This window comes from Geosporobacter subterraneus DSM 17957 (assembly GCF_900142145.1).
Taxonomy (GTDB): Bacteria; Bacillota; Clostridia; order Peptostreptococcales; family Thermotaleaceae; genus Geosporobacter; species Geosporobacter subterraneus.
This window is the reverse complement of the sequence record NZ_FQZV01000039.1, coordinates 18,932-37,064: the sequence shown is the minus strand read 5'-3', so window position 1 is coordinate 37,064 and position 18,133 is coordinate 18,932. Positions and strand designations below refer to the sequence as shown.

Sequence of the window (18,133 nt, the reverse complement as noted above, 5' to 3'; positions counted from 1 at the left end):
TAAACCTTACCACAAGATGTACAAAATCTGCTCCTACAACGAAAACCTATCTTCTTTGAATTCTCACAGTCTGGGCACTTATATTCTATGTATCCATTTGCAATCGACCCACAATGCATCATCTTTTTGACTTCACTTAGCACATTTTTTCTAATCTTATGACCATACAATTTGACAAAATCATCCCAATGATCAATAAATATTTGTCTTAGAATCCCTTTTCCCATATCAAAACTCCGCTTACATATTTTTACTGTTAATAAATGGTTAATTCTTCTATGTCCTGATTTTACTCTCTTACATGCCTATTATTATATCAAAAAAATTTATACTTTCTTATACAATAAAAAACAGACTCTATACAGAGTCTATTTTTTATGCATTTAGCTTTTGTTTCGCTACATCTGCCAGCTGCTTAAAGCCCATTTCATCATGAATAGCCATTTCAGCCAACATTTTTCTATTAACCTCTATACCAGCCATTTTTAAACCATTGATTAATCGGCTGTAGGAAATACCATTCATTCTTGCTGCAGCATTAATTCTGGCAATCCAAAGCTTTCTAAAATCTCTTTTTCTCAGCTTACGCCCAATATATGCATATTTCAAGGATTTCATAACCGCCTGATTTGCAACTCTAAAAAGCTTGCTTTTTGCGCCATAATAGCCCTTTGCAAGTTTTAATATCTTCTTATGCTTTTTCTTCGCATTGATTGCTTTTTTTACTCTTGCCATGATTTCTACCTCCTTTACAATTCTATTTTACACGTATGGTAATAGGGTTCTGATTCTTCTTTCGTCTCCCTTGCTCATTATAGCAGCTTTACGAAGATTTCTTTTTCTTTTAGCAGATTTTTTTGTTAAGATGTGGCTTTTATATGCCTTTGATCTCTTTATTCTACCTTTTTTTGTTAAAGAAAATCTCTTAGCAGCTCCACGATGGGTTTTCATTTTTGGCATTGTTGTTTCCTCCCCTCTATCATCTAAGCATTTTTTGGTGTTAAGATCATTATCATGCTTTTGCCTTCCAGAATAGGCTTCTTCTCTACCACACCTGCTTCTGAGGTCAGCTGTGTAAATTTATCCATAACTGCATAGCCTAAATCTACATATCCAGCTTCTCTTCCCCTAAATCTTAGGGTAACTTTCACCTTATCACCACTGGATAAAAATTTGACGGCATTGCTTGCCTTTACACCTAAATCATGTTCTTCAATATTAGGACTTAAACGTACTTCCTTAACACTGACGATTTTTTGCTTCTTCTTGGCTTCTTTCTCTTTTTTGGAAAGCTCGTACTTATACTTTCCAAAGTCCATGATTCTACAAACCGGCGGCTTTGCTTGCGGTGCAATCTTCACAAGGTCCAGTCGCTTTTCTGCAGCAATTTCCATGGCTTTTTTGGTCGGCACAATTCCTAACTGCTCACCATCTGCATCAATCAGCCGTACTTCTCTGTCACGAATCTCTTCATTAATTTCTAATTCTTTAATAATTCTCCACCTCCATGATTTGAATCATTCACCATAAGCATATATAAAAGGCAGATGCTTAACACATCCGCCTCACAAGACCATAACTTATTCCATAAAAATATAAGCCCTCAGTCCATATGAACCTTACGAACCCTTGTTGTAAGGTGAGAAGCGGAAATCTTCTACTTTCTGTTACCAATAGATTGTATCATGTCATTTTTTCATTGTCAACGATTTTATGTATTTTATATTTAATATATTTGTACCCAAGGCTAGGATGTCTTTTTCTTCGACTGAACCTGGTGTTTCCATGCATGAAGGCCAAGGGATACACCTATTACACCGTAGGCAACAAAGGATCTGAAATATTCTCCGATTTCAGCACTGCCCAACAGATTTTTGCCCGCCTGAGGAGAGACGATGAATAGGGTATGCAGCAGAATGGTTCCCATCAGTGCATGGCCAATCGTTGCCTTTGTTACAGAGGCGCCTCCGATCAATAATGCTGCTGCTGCAAACATACCCACCTGCTCATGACTTCCATAAGTATTGAGGGTTCCAATATTTTGCAAGAATATGATTTGACCCCAAGCAGCTAAAACCGTGGATATGATGATAGCAATTACACGGACTTTGTCAACATGAATCCCTGATACTTTAGCAATATGCATATCCTGCCCTACCGTTCTAAACTCCTGTCCTAACTTAGTCTTTACTATAAATACATTAAATAAACACAATAATCCAATTACCACAAGAGTCACGATCGGTAACAATACCATATTGTACACGGATTTCGTATTCATTATCATAAGGCCTACAGTACCAATCGCTGCAAAAATACCAGTGTAAACTAAATACTTAATCATATTCTGTGGTTTGGATTTCTTTATAAATACCCTATAGGCTAGGTGTACTATCATAACAGCCACACATAGTACTCCAAAAGCAATCATCGTCTTGGTCATACTTAGCTTGAAAATATTATCCAGGGAATACTTGACAGCTGTTAAGTCAATCGTATTTTTGATCCCTACGCCTGCACTCAAAACTAATACAGGATTCTTCATAGGAATAATTGTTCCGACCAAGAACAGAAATAGTAGCTGGTACAAGCCGTTGGCAAAGAAACCCAGAATCATACTGGTAATCATTTCCTGTCCCTTTGTCTTATTTAAAAGCTTTCCAGTCAAATAACCGAAGATAATAGCGAAGGGCGTACATAGAAGAACAGTGGTAAGTAGACCTGCCAGTCCGGTTATTTTCCAATGGGTTACTGCAATGATAGCAATTTGACCTGCCATAGCACCCAGTACAATAGCAAAGTTTAATCCCATACCAGCCAAAACAGGGATAATCAGAGCTAATACGATAAAGGAATTTCTAGCCACACGGGCAACCAACTCATTTAATATGTATAAAGGTGGCTGCTTGGCAAGTTTTACCCCAATCAAACAAATAATAATGAATAGGATCGGAACAATATTCTCAAGTAATATCTGCTTAGCTTTTTTTCTATAATCAGGTTTTTGAATTACTTTGGTTTCAATCTTTACATTCATTTCGCTCATCCTATTCACCTCCGCCAGCTTGTGTTAATGCATATAGGATAATACCATTGCTCACAATAATTCTTGCTACCTCTGAAAGATTTCCTTCCGATACTAGCTTATTAGCTACCGGTAATGCTATGGTAAGCAAGGCTTGAAACAAGAGAGTACCCATAATTACATGGCTAATTTTCGCATTTCTAGTAGATGCGCCTCCGATTAGGATTGCAGCAACTGGTGGAAATGCCATATATAAGGGAGCCTGATACAATTGAAAGAATCCAAAGCTTTGAGCATAAACGATAATACCGATGCCGCCTATTACTGTAGATAATACGGTACCAATCAGTCGGGCACGATCTACATGAATACCGGAAGCCGTAGCGAATCTTGGATTGTCCCCAACCGCTTTCAGCGCAATTCCCGTTTTGCTGCGCATAAACAGCCACATTAGAAAGCAGGCCATAAAGAAGAAAAGAATAAGACCAGTTGGAACAACCACGCCTCCAATTTTAAAGGACATAAATTCATTGAGAATCTTATCGTAGCGGGAAGTTAATGCTATAGTAGTTCGCAACCCTTTCCCTGAAATTGGCCAGATAATCTCGCCATTTTTAAAGGGTAGTACCAACCAGCCGATACACATGAGGGAAACCACAGAAAATCCTACATAATTTCCTACCATCATCTCTGAACCCTTTACCTTATTCAGCAGTACGCCATAAAAGTATCCGCTGATGGCAGATAGTGGTATGGAGATAAGCATAGCAGTAAAAATTGCCTGGAACCCGACCAAGTTCATCTCTATGCTAATAAGTCCTGCTAAAATACCGCAAATGATTCCTAATGGCAAACCAAAATTCAAGCCTGTACCTGACTGAATACAGGGAACCATAGCTAACACCAAAACACCGTTCATGCCAAAACGCACCAAAGTGTCCGTAGTCAAAGCATCCAATGGAATCTTATAGACTACAGCCCCAAAGATCAAGGTAAGTAAGAAAGAAATAATGATAATTCTAGGTAATCCGATATTTTGTACTACTAATCTTATTTTTTCTCTCATGATATTACGGCCTCCTTGCTGCGAAGTTTCTTATACTCTCCAGCCATTGCCAAACCAAAATCTGCATCGCTTGCTTCAGGCTCTAATATACATTCAATTTTACCCTCAGTGATAATTGCAATCCGGTCACAGATTGAACGCAGCTCACCCAATTCACTGGAAGTCATAACAATCGTCATGCCTAGTTCCCGATTCAGCTTTACCAATAAATCCAATACCAGTTTTTTCGCTCCAATATCGATTCCTCGGGTAGGTTCAGAAACAAATAATATATTGGGTTCTAAAGTTAATGCTCTGGCGATACAAACCTTTTGCTGGTTACCGCCGCTTAACCTTCTGGTGATTTGCTGAGGCCCTCTACACCGTATATCCAAATCCTCAATCATCTTCAATGCATGTTCCCGTGTGGCCTTTCCATCCATTTGATCAAAAAAACCAAATCTCTTGAGAAATTTTTTCTGAGCCTGCATTGCTGTGATTACTATGTTTAGCTCGATAGACGTATCCAGCAGCAGACCTACACCTCTTCGATCTTCTGAAACAAAAGCTAAGTGACTGTTTAGGGATGCCTTTGGGTTATTTAATTGGATTTTCTTGCCCTTCAGCAAGACTTCTCCTTCTGCAGGATACAACCCCATGATACCATTAGCAATACCAATCTTCCCTTGTCCAGCCAAGCCTCCTAGCCCTATAATCTCTCCCTGGTAAATTTCTAAGTCGATACCTTTCACTTCTTCTCCGGGCATTCCCACCTTCAAGTTTCTAATTTCCATAATGATTTCTTCTTGCTGTGTATTTTCTTTTTTCTCTTTTCCTAACTTTTCAACTTTTCTGCCTACCATCAGTTCAGCCAGCTGCATGACAGTGGTTTCTTCCTTTTTCATCGTAGCTACCAATTCACCGTCTCGGAGTATGGTCACTTGATCAGCAGTACTCATCACTTCATCTAAACGATGGGTGATGAAAAGAATAGCTATGCCTGAAGCCGCAATTTTTTTCATTGCTGCCAGCAACGTATCTGCCTCACTTTCAGCTAATACTGCGGTTGGTTCATCAAATACCAATAACTTCATATTGCTCTTGTCAATCTCTCTTGCAATTTCGACAAACTGCATGTATCCAACAGGCAGGCCTGCTACCTTCATCCATTCGTCGATTCCAATCCCCAATGTATCCAGAGCTTTTCTTGCATCCTTGTTCATTTGCTCTGTATCTAAAGTCTTAAGTTTTTCACCCATCACGCGGCTAAAAGGATTGTGCTTGGTGATCTCCCTATTTAACTTAATATTCTCCGTGATTGTAAAGCCTGGGATCAGCATAAACTCCTGATGTACCATTCCGATTCCTAGATCCATTGCCTCTTTAGGGGATTTTAATGACACAGGTGCACCGTCAAAGATGATCTCTCCATTGAATCCTCCTGTAGAGTGAATCACAGGCATACCAAATAAAATGTTCATCAAGGTGGATTTTCCTGCGCCGTTTTCACCCAGCAAGGCATGAATCTCCCCAGGTTTTACTGTTAGATTAACGCCTTTTAGGACCTTGTTTCCAAAATACTCTTTTTCGATGTTTTTCATTTCTAGGATTGTCTGTGTACCCACCTATCAATACCCTCCTTCATGATTTTTATGACCATAATTAAGAAAAAAAACTTACATCCGATTCTAGTTCCTAGATTTTCCTGCAACAGCCCTTTAATTGAATAAATAAGGTTGCTGTCTAGACAGCAACCTTATAGGCTTTACTAGAACGTGATGTAATCTGAAAGAACCATGAAGAAGTTCTTTGTTTCAGCACCTGTAGTTTCATTCTTATAGGTAGTGATAGTCATAGGAGCCTTTGCATAGTCAGAGAAGATTTTCTCTAATTGAGCTGCATCAACTTTGTCTGTAAATTTGCCTTCTAAGTATGCCTTTGCATATTCAGCACCGGCTTCAACAAACATCATGTTGATTGGTACAGGCCAAGTTGAGAATCTGCCAGTACCGCCTTTTTCAGCAAGCTTTGTCTTAATCTGCTCAACTAAATATCCGATATCTCCTGCCTTATCTTCAGGAATCTCGATTCCAAGAGCTCCTGGATATCCATGGTATGGACTTGGGCAGCATTGCTGTGGATAAAGAGCGCCTTGCTCTAATACAGATTTGATTAGTGGCTCTTGCATTGCACAGTTAGTACTAAAGAAAGCAGTTTCTTTTCCTAACTCAGCAACTTTTCTAGGTACATCTTCAAGAATAAATTGTTGTGCACCAGGTACACCAGCATCCCCTGTTGGGTCTGGAGCTGTTGCGTCGACAAATTTGATATCTAATTTAGCACATGTCTCTTTGAAGATATCTCTTCTCATTGCAAGAAGCTGGTAAGACATATGTCTTGGGAATGAATAATGTACGAAGGTCTTCGCACCCATCTTCTTCGCCTGCTCAATGATGGCAGTACCCATTCCAAGCTCATCAGACTGCAATACTACGTCAGCTTTAGAAGCGATCATATCTGGGTCTTCTCCTGGAACCCCAGCAATGAACAGCATGTCAGGTCTGATTTCTCTCGCTTTATCAATCGCTGCAGAAGTACCTGGGATTGCTTGGCAAATTACGATGGCTTTTACATCTGGATCAGAAGCCATGCTCATTACGTTAGCAATTGTAGTTTCTTGTTCTTTCATGAAGTTATCCGGATAAGTTTGAAGAAGAATCATATCACCATATTTTGCTTTTACATTTTCAGCTGCACGATATTCTTCTTCATTTTGAGATACTGTACCAGTCATGATTCCTATCTTGAAACTTTCTGCTTCCTGAGCAGGTTCATTTGCAGCAGGTTGCTCAGCTGGCTTAGGTCCGCAAGCAGCTAAACTCAACAGCAGCATCACTGCAAGCATTATTGCTAAACTTCTTTTTAGCACTTTAATTCCCCCCATTTAATTTATGTTTTTTATTTAAAGAAAGAGATAGCATTTCTATTTTTTTATGCTACCCTTCCTATAAACCTAGCCCTAATCTATGCTTATGCCAAGCACTCCCTACTTCATGCAATCTTAAGAAAATTTTCATAAAATATTACAATTAGATTACACATGAAGAATAATATTCTATATTGTCCATAAAAATCCTTCATAATGTTATAACTTTTTTAATATTTTTTATATTCATTATTTTATCTATATCAAAAATCGCTTTGATATCGCTTTCCTTTTATGTAAGTATCAAAAATAATATCATCATCCGGCTGCACAACGTACAGCCTTCACAATCACGGAAATCATGGCGTAGAACCGCATAAAGTACTATCGGCAGACAATAAAGAATAAAGGGAACATTGCTGTTCCCTTTATTCTACTTAGCCAATTCATATAGAGCTTGTGCATATATATAGGTAATTTTCATTAAATGATCTATATCAATATACTCATCTTTTTGGTGAGCCAGCTCCGGCTGTCCTGGAAACAGCGGTCCGAAAGCTACAGCATTTTCCATTGCCCTGGCATAGGTGCCTCCGCCGATAGTAATAGGCTCCGACGGGTCCCCAGTAATCTCCCGATATACCTTCATCAGTCGTTGTATCAGCACATGGTCCTTTGGCATATAAATGGGCTTCATATGATCAATTTCACTGATTTCAACACCACTGCTGCCAAGGGCATTTCTTATTCCCTCATAGATTGTCTCCAATTGATAAGTAATAGGATAACGGATATTCACTGTTACACGTACTGATTCCTCCGTAAAATCTATGACTCCCACATTGAAGACCAGCTTGCCGGAAGCCTCATCTTCAAATCCACAGCCGATAGATTCCCCATTGAATTCCATACCTATGTTTTCTGCATATAGTTTTACAAATTCGCTGGCATCGCAAGCCTGCAATTGCAGGTGGCTTAAAAAGACCATTAGCTGTGATATGGCGTTTTTGCCTTGCTCAGGGGTGCTGCCATGGGCCGATATCCCATAGGACTTGACTGTAAAAACACTATTTTTTTCAGTGATTTCCAGGCTATATCCTGTGCTGCTCAGGGTTTTTGCAAGATGTTCCCGTACACTTTCTAAATCTCCTTCTGCACATACCAATTGCGCCTCACAATAATCCGGTACCATGTTAGCCCGGTTTCCACCTTTTATGGATTGAATCTTTAATCCGTCGCCGCAGGCACCCCCTTGCAGTTTTCTAATCAGATCGAAGACTACAATCCCTTTTTCTCCGTGAATGACTGGAAAATCTGCATCAGGTGTAAAAGCACAGCTTGGAGCTTTTTCTTTCTGAAAATAATATTTCATACAGCCCCATCCACTCTCTTCATCAGTACCAAAAATAATACGAATCTTTTTATTTATATCTAAATTTAGATCCTTAATGGCTTTCATGGCATAGAGTGCTGCTATAGCCGGTCCCTTATCATCAATGGCACCTCTTGCATAAATCTTACCATCATGGATTTCAGCACCATAGGGCGGATAAGTCCAGTTGGTACCTTCTGGCACCACATCCAGATGCACCAGTACCCCAATAACCTCTTCTCCCTTTCCAAACTCGGCATGCCCTGCATAACCGTCAAAATTTTTCGTCACAAAGCCAAAGTCCTCAGAAAGCTTTAAAGCATATACAAGGGCTTCATGAATGCCACTTCCAAAAGGTTTCCCTTTCTCAGCCTCTCCTTTAACACTTTTAATTCGTAAAATTTCTTGGGTTGATTGTATGATTTCCTGCTGCATGGATAAAATTTTTTGTTCCAACATCTCATCAGTCCTCCCCGCTTTTTCTTCTAAATACATGTATTCCATACAAAAAATTTTTTTCCTTTCGAAAGAGATTTATTATTTATATTTTTCTCTCTTTGGGCAAACTAAAAGCAAAAGGAATAGAAAGAAGGTGATGAAAAATCTTGAAAAAGAAGAAAATTGTGCTGACAGCACTGTATATCAGTATCTTTACCACGATTGTATTGACACTGGGCTCCTACTCAGGAAGTCCCATACTTGGCGGGTTTGGCAGCATTAGCAGACTCATGCTTATCTTTGCCAGCACCAGCCTGTTTCTCTACTATATGCGCATGAATCAATCACCGGAACTGGAACCCGCCCATATAAAAAATGAAAAAAGAGAAAAGGATGACAAGAAAAATAACCGGCCGGATCGCCCTTCTACACGTTTTGTTGACGTTGCCGGGCTTGATGAAGTAAAAGAGGAATTGGTAGAGATTATTGACTTTATCAATAATCCTGAAAAATATCATTCTATGGGTGCAAAAATTCCAAAGGGTATTCTGTTTTATGGGCCTCCCGGTACTGGAAAAACTCTATTGGCACAGGCTCTTGCCGGCGAAACTGATTCGGCCTTTTTCCCAGCCAGTGGTTCCGAGTTTGTAGAAAAATATGTAGGTGTAGGTGCAAAACGGGTAAGGACGCTATTTGAAAAAGCAAAAAAAGAAGCTCCAAGTGTTATATTTATAGACGAAATCGATGCAATTGGCGCAAAACGAACTACAGAAAGCAACAATGAGAAGGATCAGACGTTAAATCAGCTATTGATTGAAATGGATGGCTTTAGCTCATCTCAAACGGTTATTGTAATTGGTGCCACCAATCGACTGGATCTGTTGGATGAAGCACTCCTAAGGCCGGGACGATTTGATCGGCATATGTTCATTGGCAACCCAGATGTACGTGCACGGGAAGAAATTTTTAAGGTGCACATTAAGAACAAGCCTATTGATGCAAAGGTAGATATAAAGAACCTGGCAAAAAGGACCCACGGAATGTCAGGAGCTCATCTATCAAATATCGCAAATGAAGCAGCTATATTGGCAGTAAGAAACAATAAGAAGAATATTGGCATTGATGAATTCAATCAAGCAATCGAAAAAGTCATTGCCGGCTTGCAAAAAAAGAATGCGGTAATTTTGGAGAAAGAAAAGAAAACAGTGTCTTATCACGAAGCAGGGCACGCGTTGGTTGGTAAGATTTTGAATACAGATTTAGTTGCAAAAATCTCAATCATTCCTAGAGGAGAAGCATTAGGTTATGTGATGTATGCTCCTGAAGAAGACAGATATCTCATTACAAAAGAAGAGCTTTATAATAAAATTAAAGTACTGTTAGGCGGCAGAGCTGCAGAGGAAATCATCTTTGGTGAGGTTTCTACCGGTGCTAAGGATGACTTAAAAAAGGCAAACAATCTAGCCTATCAAATGGTATGTGAATACGGTATGAGCAATCTGGGCAATCGGGTCTTTGAACCCGCTATTATCAAAAGCTGCTATGGGATGATTGATACAGAAATCAAGAGTATTATTGATTCCTGTTATGATGAATCGCTAAAGCAGCTTAGGGATCAGTCGGAACTTCTTCATGAAGTAGCACAAGCCTTGCTGGAGAAAGAAACCTTGACTGGAGAGGAATTAGATACCATTATACAGGCCCATCGGCAAAAAAACTATAGTATTGCCACATGAAAAGAGTCGTTTATAGCAACTATAAACGACTCTTTTTTTTGTTACAAGGATTTGTTTTTTACTTCTTTTCGTACAACCTCTATAAAGTCCTCAAGGTTTTGCGATCCTAATTCACCACGATCTCTGGATCTTACGGAAATAGTTCCGCTCTCTGCCTCTTTTTCCCCTACAATCAGCATATAGGGTACCTTTTCTAACTGAGCTTCACGAATTTTATATCCTATTTTTTCATTTCTGTCATCCAGCTCTACGCGAATATCTTCCTCTTCCATAGCAGCTATCACCTTTTGAGCATACTCCTTATACTTATCGGCAATGGGCAGCAGCTTTACTTGTACCGGCGCCAGCCAGGTTGGGAATTTTCCTGCGAAGTGCTCCACTAAGATTCCAATAAATCTTTCAATACTGCCAAAGATAACCCTGTGGATCATTACGGGACGGTGTTTTTCTCCATCACTTCCAATGTATGTTAAATCAAAACGCTGCGGCATCTGGAAGTCTAACTGTATAGTTCCGCACTGCCATGTCCTGCCGATGCAGTCCTCTAAATGGAAGTCGATCTTAGGGCCATAGAAGGCTCCATCCCCTTCATTTAGTTTATAAGGAAGATTCTTTTCCTGTAATGCATCTTTTAATGCATCAGTGGCTAAATTCCACTCTTCATCTGTTCCCATAGAATTCTCTGGTCTGGTAGAAAGCTCTATATGATACTTAAATCCAAATACGCCGTAAACATAATCTACAAAATCAATAACACCCTTAATTTCATCCTTTATTTGACTAGGCAGCATAAAGATATGGGCATCATCCTGAGTAAAGCAGCGAACACGCATCAAACCGTGCAGTGCTCCTGACAACTCGTGTCTGTGCACCAATCCCATTTCAGCCATACGAATCGGGAAGTCTCTATAGCTGTACATTTTTCGCTTATAAACCAGCATAGAGCCTGGGCAGTTCATTGGCTTAACTGCATAGTCCCCCTCATCGATTTTTGTAAAATACATGTTTTCTTTATAATGATCCCAGTGACCGGAGGTATGCCAGAGCTGCTCATTAAGGATGATCGGTGTTTTAATCTCTGTATATCCCCGCTTTACATGAGCTTTTCTCCAGAAGTCCTCCAGGATATTTCGAATCACCATTCCTTTAGGATGAAAGAATGGAAATCCTGGTCCCTCTTCCTGAATACTGAACAAATCCAACTCTTTTCCTATTTTTCGGTGATCTCTCTTCTTTGCCTCTTCTAAGCGAGTAAGATATTCTTCCAGCATCTTTTGCTTTGGAAAGGAAGTACCGTAAATCCGTTGGAGCATTTTGTTTTTCTCGTCACCACGCCAGTAGGCTCCAGCCACACTCAACAGTTTGATCGCTTTTACTGGTTTTGTGCTTGGCAAGTGGGGCCCGGCACATAAATCAATAAAATCACCCTGTTTATAGAAAGAGATTACTGCATCTTCCGGGAGATCCTCAATCAACTCAACCTTGTAGATTTCTCCTTTTTCCTTCATAAGAGCAATGGCTTCATCTCTGGGCAGTTCAAATCTTTCTATTTCCAGATTTTCTTGAACAATCCTTTCCATCTCTTTTTCGATTTTTTCCAGATCCTCTTGAGTAAAGCGATGCTCAGAGTCTATATCATAATAGAAACCATTTTCGATGGATGGCCCTATGGCCAGCTTGCTTCCCGGATACAGCCTCTGTACTGCCTGAGCTAGGATGTGGGAGCTGGTATGTCTAAATACAGGGGGACCTTCTTCATCCTCAAATTTTAAGATATTCACCTCTGCATCTTCGTTTACAGGATACTTCAGATCTACAACAATCCCGTTTACTTCGCCTCCAACAGCTTCCTTTGCAAGCCTTGAGCTGATTGCTTCTGCCATAGCCATGATAGTAGTACCCTTTGAAAACTCTTTAACAGAACCATCTTTTAGCGTAATTTTAATTTGTTCCATACGAAATCCTCCTATTTTATTTGATTATTATAAGCAGATATATGCAGGAAGGTCAATAAAAAAACTCCCATCCCAATGCTGTTAGCAAAGGGACGAGAGTTAGCTCCCGCGGTTCCACCCTAATTGATTCAATCCACTCTTGACAGTAACGTTGCCGACCCGTAAATCCTTTTGTCCTAAGACTACTCAGATTCAACTCCGAGGGGGTTTTCTGATATCCATATCAAAGAATGCTTGCAGCCTAGACATTCTCTCTCTGCTGACTGGGTCTATCCTACTCTTCCTCTTCACCGTTTTCAGATATGTTATTGTTTTTTATTATAAGAATATTTTCACATTCTGTCAAGGTATTATTCCGTATATGACGGACAGTTTATCTATGATTTATATAGCCGTGATCACAATACCCTGGATAAGTCCAATGGCAAATCCAATCACTCCGCCTAGTACCTCAATATGCTTTAGTTCTTTTTGTGCAATGGCCAAAATAATATATTCAAGCTGATCCATTTGAAAATTATTGACCTTTTCCTCAATAATATCTGCAATTTTCACCGTGCAGGCAGCCCGGTGAATCATGCTCTCTATTACCTCTGTAATGGCGACTTCTGCTTCCTTATCGATAATATCATCAATATAATCTAGAATCATCGACTTAATGGAACTGGGTATGAAGGTAGGCAGCTTGTGCTCCGCAACTTTTTTTACCCGCCTTTTTATGGTGAAAATAATCTCACTTTTGTTTTCATTTTGAATAAACTTATCTATGATTTCTTCTATAGAGATCAGCTCTGTTTCCACAATCTCGCCGATACTTCTTGCTAGTTCTGCTTTTCTTTTCGGAATTAGTCCTTGAATCTTAAAATGCACAATCGGAATCTCTATTGGCTGCAGAGGTCGAAAGATCAGCTTAATAGCCAGTATATTGGTTGTCCAACCGATAATTGCCCCAATAGACGCTAATATTAATAATTTAATCCATACCAAGTGTTTTCACCTCTACTTATTGTCTCCCATTCTTAGTCTCAGCGGGAACCTCAAAAAGTATACCATACTGGCCAATCAAATTCAATGTTTCACCCTCTAGGCAAAGGAAAAGAGTAGAAAAAAGCTCTACTCTTTCTTTGCCCGCTGCACAAGGGTACACAACTGACAACCATTACAAATATATACACGATTTGAGAAAACATTTTTGATGGTTTCGATAATTTCCTTATTTTTAACCTTTCCGGCAAAATGAATCACTATTTTTTTCGGGGCTAATGTAATGAGGGAAGAAATCAATAAGTCGTCATAGCTAATATCCTTATCCGCCATCTCTGTAGCCAAGTCTTCCAGGTGCTCGCTATTGATCATACGATTTACATGATCATACAAAACATACTTTCCATCTTCGCTAATCAGTACATTGGCCGTATCAATTTTTGCTTCCTGAATATCTACAAAATACCGAAGGAGCCTTATGAACTCGTCATACTCCTTTTCCATCAGAAATTCTTCGACGGCCTTATCAATGCCTTCCTCCAGCTCATAAAGATAATTCTTTAATCTAAATCTTACAAACCCTTCAATATGGATGGTTTGATTTTCCTTTAAAAACTCCATGATTTGATGTAGTATTTTAGCCTTTCTGCTGATCTTATAAGTAATTCCATTGTGGTACCGAATTTCTTCACTATCCAATATACCGTCCACATGCTTTAATATGGATTGCTTTTCTTGAGGTGTGAAATAATAATAATGATCTGTCAGTATTTTGTGAATAAGTTTGGGCTCCATATCGTAGACAATAATATCAGAAAAAGCATTTGCCATATAATGCTTAAATATATTTTCAAAATCCTCTTTACTATAGCTGGTTAGTGTTGATTCCAGCAGGCGATAGGTTATGGTTATATTTTTCTCCCAGGCTTCTTCACACTTTTCAATGATAATGCCTTCTTTGGCAAAGGCTTTGATTTCTTTATCTAATCGTTCTTCAATATAAACTGAAGGATCTTTGAGTATAACTGTAAGTAGATTCACCCTATTCACTCCTTTCTACCCTATCAGTAGTATATGTGTAATAAGAAGTGATATTCAAAACGAGAGATTACATTTATTGTTTATACTACCATTTGAATAAGAGGAATAATTGAACCGAAATCCTTTAGCACTCCGTTCCCTAAGCAAATCGGTTCTACATCAAAAGCCAAAAGAAAATCGATGATCCTTTTGCAGTCAGGGTGGTTGTAGATGTTTCCATAAAAGGCTAGTTTGTTTTTATCAATAAACCCTGTACTTCCTCCAATAAACCCATATTCCATATCCGGTAAAGCTATGTATCCGGGAGTTATCAGCAAAACCTCTATCCCTAACTTTTCTACGGCTTTGGCTATACCCCTATCAGCAGTAATGATAGCCTGATCGGTTACGACACAAACAGAACATTTTGAATACCCTTGTTTTACATGAATAAGTGTTATTTCATTTTCTTCCAGTAAATTTCTTAAAACCGGATCAGTAAATTTTGTATGATGCAAGGCATATTTCGAAATTCTTGCTACATTATATGCGATATTGTCAGGATAGTTCCTTGAAAGCACCTTTTCTCCACAAATAACATTGTACCCCAAGGGTAATAGTATCTTCTTCATATATGTAAAGATATTAGGTGCCACAATAAAATCCTTTTTTGTGACAGGATGGAGCAAAATATCCGGATGTCCGGCAATTTCCGGGTACAAATCCCTACAATAAGGGGTTTTTACTATATGTATACCCATCTGTGCAAAATTATTCATTGTCTCCTTAGATATTCTTCCGTCTACAATTACACCGGAAACTTTCTGATTTGGTACAAAGGGATTAACAATAGCTTTATGCTGCATGATGATTCACCTGCCTTATTGTATTGTTCAATATACAAAAGAGATCCTAAAACTAGGATCTCCGAAAAGTGTCATATGTATAAAATTGGAGGCGGCACCCAGATTTGAACTGGGGAATAAAGGTTTTGCAGACCTCTGCCTTACCACTTGGCTATGCCGCCTTATTGGAGCGGAAGACGGGATTCGAACCCGCGACCCTCGCCTTGGCAAGGCGATGCTCTACCCCTGAGCCACTTCCGCTTAGAATTCCTTTATAATGGTGCCCAGAGGCGGAATCGAACCACCGACACGGGGATTTTCAGTCCCCTGCTCTACCGACTGAGCTATCTGGGCAATATGGCGACCCGGAAGGGGCTCGAACCCTCGACCTCCAGCGTGACAGGCTGGCATTCTAACCAACTGAACTACCGGGCCATTTTAATGGTGGTCGCAATAGGGATCGAACCTATGACCCCCTGCTTGTAAGGCAGGTGCTCTCCCAGCTGAGCTATGCGACCACACCATAAAACTGATAGAATATATAATACTATATTTATATGAAAAAGTCAATATTTGTTGCCGGAAATACTCAGGAATTTTCTCGTATCGTATTGATTATATTTTATCCTGTTTCCATGCATATTCCTGTTATTAAGAAATTTATCTTTCAACAATATAGGCTAAGCATAGTTGTTCTTATCTCCGGGCACTTTGATAAAGTCTTTCTAAATGGTCTTTGTCAAAATGATATTTTGTATTACAGAAGTGACAGGTTAGTTCCGCTTGACCATCCTCTTCAATAATTTCCTTTAAATCCTTTTCACCAATACTCAGCAAAGCTTTTTCCAATCTTTCTATTGAACAGTCACATACCAGCGCGACCTCTTTTTTCTCTAGGATCTCAACGGAAAAACCTTGTAACACATGCTCCAAAATTTCTTCTCCCGTCATCTCCCGGTCAATCAAACTTGAGATCGATTCAAGGTTTTGAAGTCTGTTTTCAAGCTTTTGAATCACTTCATCGGAAGCTCCCGGCAACAGCTGAATAATAAAGCCTCCTGCAGCCTTTACCGTTCTGTCTCTATCTACTAAAACCCCTAAAGCGACTGCAGAGGGCTGCTGCTCTGAATTGGCGAAATAGGCAGTAAAATCCTCGGCAATCTCTCCGGAAACCAGTGCTGACTGACCCACATAAGGCTCTTTTAGACCTAAGTCCTTAATCACTACCATGTTTCCCTCATCACCAACGGCTCCACCTACGTCCAGTTTGCCGTCTGCTCTAAGAGGAAGCTCAACATAGGGGTTGGATATATAGCCTTTTACATGGCCCTGTTGGTCTGATACTGCCAGAATCTGTTTTACAGGTCCATTGCCTTTAATTTGAACGGAAATCTTATCATCTTTTCCTTTTAACATCAAGCCCATCATCACTGTTGCCGTTAGGGTACGTCCTAATGCAGCAGTTGCTACCGGTGTAGTGTCATGGATTTGTCTGGCCTTTTCTACTAATCCTGTTGTAATACCTATAAAAGCACGTATGCTATGGTCTGCATCAACTGCACGAATCACATAATCCTTCATCATATACCTCCTTATATAGCTTTTGCAAATATAGTATGGTTTAAAAGCTGCTGCAATAAACCTTTTCTATGTATTTACCCCTGAAAATTCATAATAAAAGCCCTGATTTCATCAGGGCTTGCGTGGCTATAGAATTATCAAAACTGGTTACAGTTTCGTTACGTTTGTAGCTTGAGGTCCTTTTTCACCTTGAACTACTTCGAACTCAACAGCTTGGCCTTCTTCAAGGGACTTATATCCATCTGTGTTAATTGCTGAGAAATGTACAAATACATCTTCACCATTTTCTCTTGAGATAAAACCATAACCCTTTTCGTTGTTAAACCACTTTACTGTACCTTTTTCCATCAAAGCATCCTCCTTACTTTTAATCCAAATGATTCCTTCATTTTTACAAAATTAGTTTATCATAGCTCCATTTTCCTGTCAAACCTTAATCTGCATGTTCACTCTCAGACTGCTTCTGACAGACAAAACATAGTCGTTCGCTGTTTTTCTTTGGTTTATGGAAGGAAAAAGCGTCAAACACATCTACCTTTTCAAACCCGGCTCCCTTGAGATAATGAATGATTTCATCCGCCTGGTAAGCCCTCTGGCTATGGGTTTCTTCGTGCTTCCGATAGAGCTGTTTCTCCTTTATAAAGATCGTAAGATCAAAATCGCAGATTTTCCTGCTCTCATCAAAATAATTTTCCCAGATATAAGATATTTCCTCAAGATTTTCTGCAAAAGTGTTTTGTCCTAAAATCCGAGAGAGTTTATAATAGGAGCTGATATCAAAAATAAACAGCCCTTCCTTTTTCAGATGATTCCACACACCCTTAAATACACCTGCCAAATCTTCTCCATGGGTAATATAGTTAATGCCGTCGCAGATACACAAAATAGCGTCCAGCTCCGTGGGCAGCAGAAGCTCCCGGATATCCTGATGGAGAAAGATAACCTCTACGCCTGTTTCTGAAGCCTTCTCCTGTGCAATCTGGAGCATATCCTCTGACAGATCCACACCAATAAGATTATAGTGACGCTGGGCCAGACGATTGGTTATATTACCGGTACCGCAAGCCAAATCTGCAATATTACGGGGAATCATTTTATATTTTCTAAAGATCTCTTCCAAATAGTCTGTCCATCCATCATAATCAACATCCTGCATCAATCTATCATATACATAAGCAAAACCGCTATAGCTTTCCAAATTGATCG

At 39.5% G+C, this 18,133-nt stretch carries 17 protein-coding genes, 5 tRNA genes and 1 other annotated feature; of the genes, 1 reads left to right on the top strand and 21 read right to left on the bottom strand.

Annotation, left to right across the window (positions count from 1 at the left end; genetic code table 11):
* The 9 genes from BUB56_RS20410 to pepV form a co-directional block, all read right to left on the bottom strand.
* Nucleotides 1–227, bottom strand: a 227-nt coding sequence (locus BUB56_RS20410) for a transposase zinc-binding domain-containing protein (RefSeq protein ID WP_190014524.1), incomplete at its 3' end; no start/stop codon positions are given.
* Nucleotides 228–375: 148 nt separating this feature from the next.
* Nucleotides 376–735: a 50S ribosomal protein L20 gene (gene rplT, locus BUB56_RS13650; RefSeq protein WP_110941858.1), complete on the bottom strand. Its 360-nt coding sequence runs from the start codon at nucleotides 733–735 to the stop codon at nucleotides 376–378.
* Nucleotides 736–762: 27 nt separating this feature from the next.
* Entirely contained in the window at nucleotides 763–960 is a 198-nt protein-coding gene (rpmI, locus tag BUB56_RS13645) for a 50S ribosomal protein L35 (RefSeq protein WP_110941857.1), read from the bottom strand.
* A gap of 23 nt (nucleotides 961–983) precedes the next feature.
* The gene (gene infC / locus BUB56_RS13640) at nucleotides 984–1,478 is read right to left on the bottom strand and encodes a translation initiation factor IF-3 (RefSeq protein WP_456297988.1); all 495 of its coding nucleotides are present in this window, start codon (nucleotides 1,476–1,478) and stop codon (nucleotides 984–986) included.
* Between the two features lie 269 nt (nucleotides 1,479–1,747).
* Nucleotides 1,748–3,046 carry an ABC transporter permease subunit gene (locus tag BUB56_RS13635; protein ID WP_242946368.1) on the bottom strand — a complete coding sequence of 433 codons (1,299 nt, stop codon included), beginning with the start codon at nucleotides 3,044–3,046 and terminating at the stop codon, nucleotides 1,748–1,750.
* A 1-nt stretch (nucleotide 3,047) separates the two neighbouring features.
* Nucleotides 3,048–4,091 (bottom strand): ABC transporter permease subunit, encoded by a 1,044-nt coding sequence (locus BUB56_RS13630; protein ID WP_110941855.1) that lies wholly within the window; start codon nucleotides 4,089–4,091, stop codon nucleotides 3,048–3,050.
* A complete protein-coding gene (locus BUB56_RS13625) occupies nucleotides 4,088–5,695 on the bottom strand; it encodes a sugar ABC transporter ATP-binding protein (protein WP_207650448.1) in 1,608 nt (535 codons plus the stop codon). Before BUB56_RS13625 ends, BUB56_RS13630 begins: the two co-directional genes overlap by 4 nt.
* 143 nt (nucleotides 5,696–5,838) lie before the next feature.
* Complete coding sequence (locus tag BUB56_RS13620; RefSeq protein ID WP_110941854.1) at nucleotides 5,839–6,999, bottom strand: DUF3798 domain-containing protein; 1,161 nt, start codon at nucleotides 6,997–6,999, stop codon at nucleotides 5,839–5,841.
* A gap of 430 nt (nucleotides 7,000–7,429) precedes the next feature.
* Nucleotides 7,430–8,827: a dipeptidase PepV gene (pepV, locus tag BUB56_RS13615; protein ID WP_110941853.1), complete on the bottom strand. Its 1,398-nt coding sequence runs from the start codon at nucleotides 8,825–8,827 to the stop codon at nucleotides 7,430–7,432.
* Nucleotides 8,828–8,973: 146 nt separating this feature from the next.
* On the opposite strand from pepV, the gene ftsH reads away from it, so the two are divergent.
* Nucleotides 8,974–10,542 carry an ATP-dependent zinc metalloprotease FtsH gene (ftsH, locus tag BUB56_RS13610; protein ID WP_190014522.1) on the top strand — a complete coding sequence of 523 codons (1,569 nt, stop codon included), beginning with the start codon at nucleotides 8,974–8,976 and terminating at the stop codon, nucleotides 10,540–10,542.
* A gap of 41 nt (nucleotides 10,543–10,583) precedes the next feature.
* Here ftsH and thrS read toward each other — a convergent pair whose 3' ends face one another.
* The 12 genes from thrS to BUB56_RS13550 form a co-directional block, all read right to left on the bottom strand.
* Nucleotides 10,584–12,497 carry a threonine--tRNA ligase gene (gene thrS / locus BUB56_RS13605; RefSeq protein ID WP_110941852.1) on the bottom strand — a complete coding sequence of 638 codons (1,914 nt, stop codon included), beginning with the start codon at nucleotides 12,495–12,497 and terminating at the stop codon, nucleotides 10,584–10,586.
* Nucleotides 12,498–12,582: 85 nt separating this feature from the next.
* Nucleotides 12,583–12,797, bottom strand: a binding site (T-box leader).
* A gap of 84 nt (nucleotides 12,798–12,881) precedes the next feature.
* Nucleotides 12,882–13,484: a DUF445 domain-containing protein gene (locus BUB56_RS13600; protein ID WP_110941851.1), complete on the bottom strand. Its 603-nt coding sequence runs from the start codon at nucleotides 13,482–13,484 to the stop codon at nucleotides 12,882–12,884.
* 126 nt (nucleotides 13,485–13,610) lie between these two features.
* Complete coding sequence (gene ytxC / locus BUB56_RS13595) at nucleotides 13,611–14,522, bottom strand: putative sporulation protein YtxC (protein WP_190014520.1); 912 nt, start codon at nucleotides 14,520–14,522, stop codon at nucleotides 13,611–13,613.
* Nucleotides 14,523–14,602: 80 nt separating this feature from the next.
* Nucleotides 14,603–15,367, bottom strand: coding sequence for a DUF6873 family GME fold protein (locus tag BUB56_RS13590; RefSeq protein ID WP_110941849.1), 765 nt, complete (start codon nucleotides 15,365–15,367; stop codon nucleotides 14,603–14,605).
* 86 nt (nucleotides 15,368–15,453) lie between these two features.
* Nucleotides 15,454–15,528 (bottom strand) — tRNA-Cys (locus BUB56_RS13585).
* 4 nt (nucleotides 15,529–15,532) lie between these two features.
* Nucleotides 15,533–15,607 (bottom strand) — tRNA-Gly (locus BUB56_RS13580).
* A 17-nt stretch (nucleotides 15,608–15,624) separates the two neighbouring features.
* Nucleotides 15,625–15,700, bottom strand: a tRNA-Phe gene (locus BUB56_RS13575).
* A 4-nt stretch (nucleotides 15,701–15,704) separates the two neighbouring features.
* Nucleotides 15,705–15,781 (bottom strand) — tRNA-Asp (locus tag BUB56_RS13570).
* Between the two features lie 7 nt (nucleotides 15,782–15,788).
* Nucleotides 15,789–15,864, bottom strand: a tRNA-Val gene (locus BUB56_RS13565).
* Nucleotides 15,865–16,042: 178 nt separating this feature from the next.
* On the bottom strand, nucleotides 16,043–16,927 hold the full coding sequence (hslO, locus tag BUB56_RS13560) for an Hsp33 family molecular chaperone HslO (protein ID WP_190014518.1): 885 nt from the start codon (nucleotides 16,925–16,927) through the stop codon (nucleotides 16,043–16,045).
* Between the two features lie 147 nt (nucleotides 16,928–17,074).
* Nucleotides 17,075–17,275 (bottom strand): cold-shock protein, encoded by a 201-nt coding sequence (locus BUB56_RS13555; protein WP_110941847.1) that lies wholly within the window; start codon nucleotides 17,273–17,275, stop codon nucleotides 17,075–17,077.
* An 85-nt stretch (nucleotides 17,276–17,360) separates the two neighbouring features.
* On the bottom strand, nucleotides 17,361–18,125 hold the full coding sequence (locus BUB56_RS13550) for a class I SAM-dependent DNA methyltransferase (RefSeq protein WP_242946366.1): 765 nt from the start codon (nucleotides 18,123–18,125) through the stop codon (nucleotides 17,361–17,363).
* Between the last annotated feature and the right edge of the window lie 8 nt (nucleotides 18,126–18,133).

What these genes read in the sequence shown, in the direction of transcription:
- BUB56_RS13630 (WP_110941855.1), bottom strand. Translation starts at nt 4,091, where the DNA reads ATGAGAGAAAAAATAAGATTAGTAGTACAAAATATCGGATTACCTAGA.
- BUB56_RS13555 (WP_110941847.1), bottom strand. Translation starts at nt 17,275, where the DNA reads ATGGAAAAAGGTACAGTAAAGTGGTTTAACAACGAAAAGGGTTATGGT.
- hslO (WP_190014518.1), bottom strand. Translation starts at nt 16,927, where the DNA reads ATGAAGGATTATGTGATTCGTGCAGTTGATGCAGACCATAGCATACGT.
- BUB56_RS13590 (WP_110941849.1), bottom strand. Translation starts at nt 15,367, where the DNA reads ATGCAGCATAAAGCTATTGTTAATCCCTTTGTACCAAATCAGAAAGTT.
- rplT (WP_110941858.1), bottom strand. Translation starts at nt 735, where the DNA reads ATGGCAAGAGTAAAAAAAGCAATCAATGCGAAGAAAAAGCATAAGAAG.
- BUB56_RS13635 (WP_242946368.1), bottom strand. Translation starts at nt 3,046, where the DNA reads ATGAGCGAAATGAATGTAAAGATTGAAACCAAAGTAATTCAAAAACCT.
- rpmI (WP_110941857.1), bottom strand. Translation starts at nt 960, where the DNA reads ATGCCAAAAATGAAAACCCATCGTGGAGCTGCTAAGAGATTTTCTTTA.
- pepV (WP_110941853.1), bottom strand. Translation starts at nt 8,827, where the DNA reads ATGTTGGAACAAAAAATTTTATCCATGCAGCAGGAAATCATACAATCA.
- thrS (WP_110941852.1), bottom strand. Translation starts at nt 12,497, where the DNA reads ATGGAACAAATTAAAATTACGCTAAAAGATGGTTCTGTTAAAGAGTTT.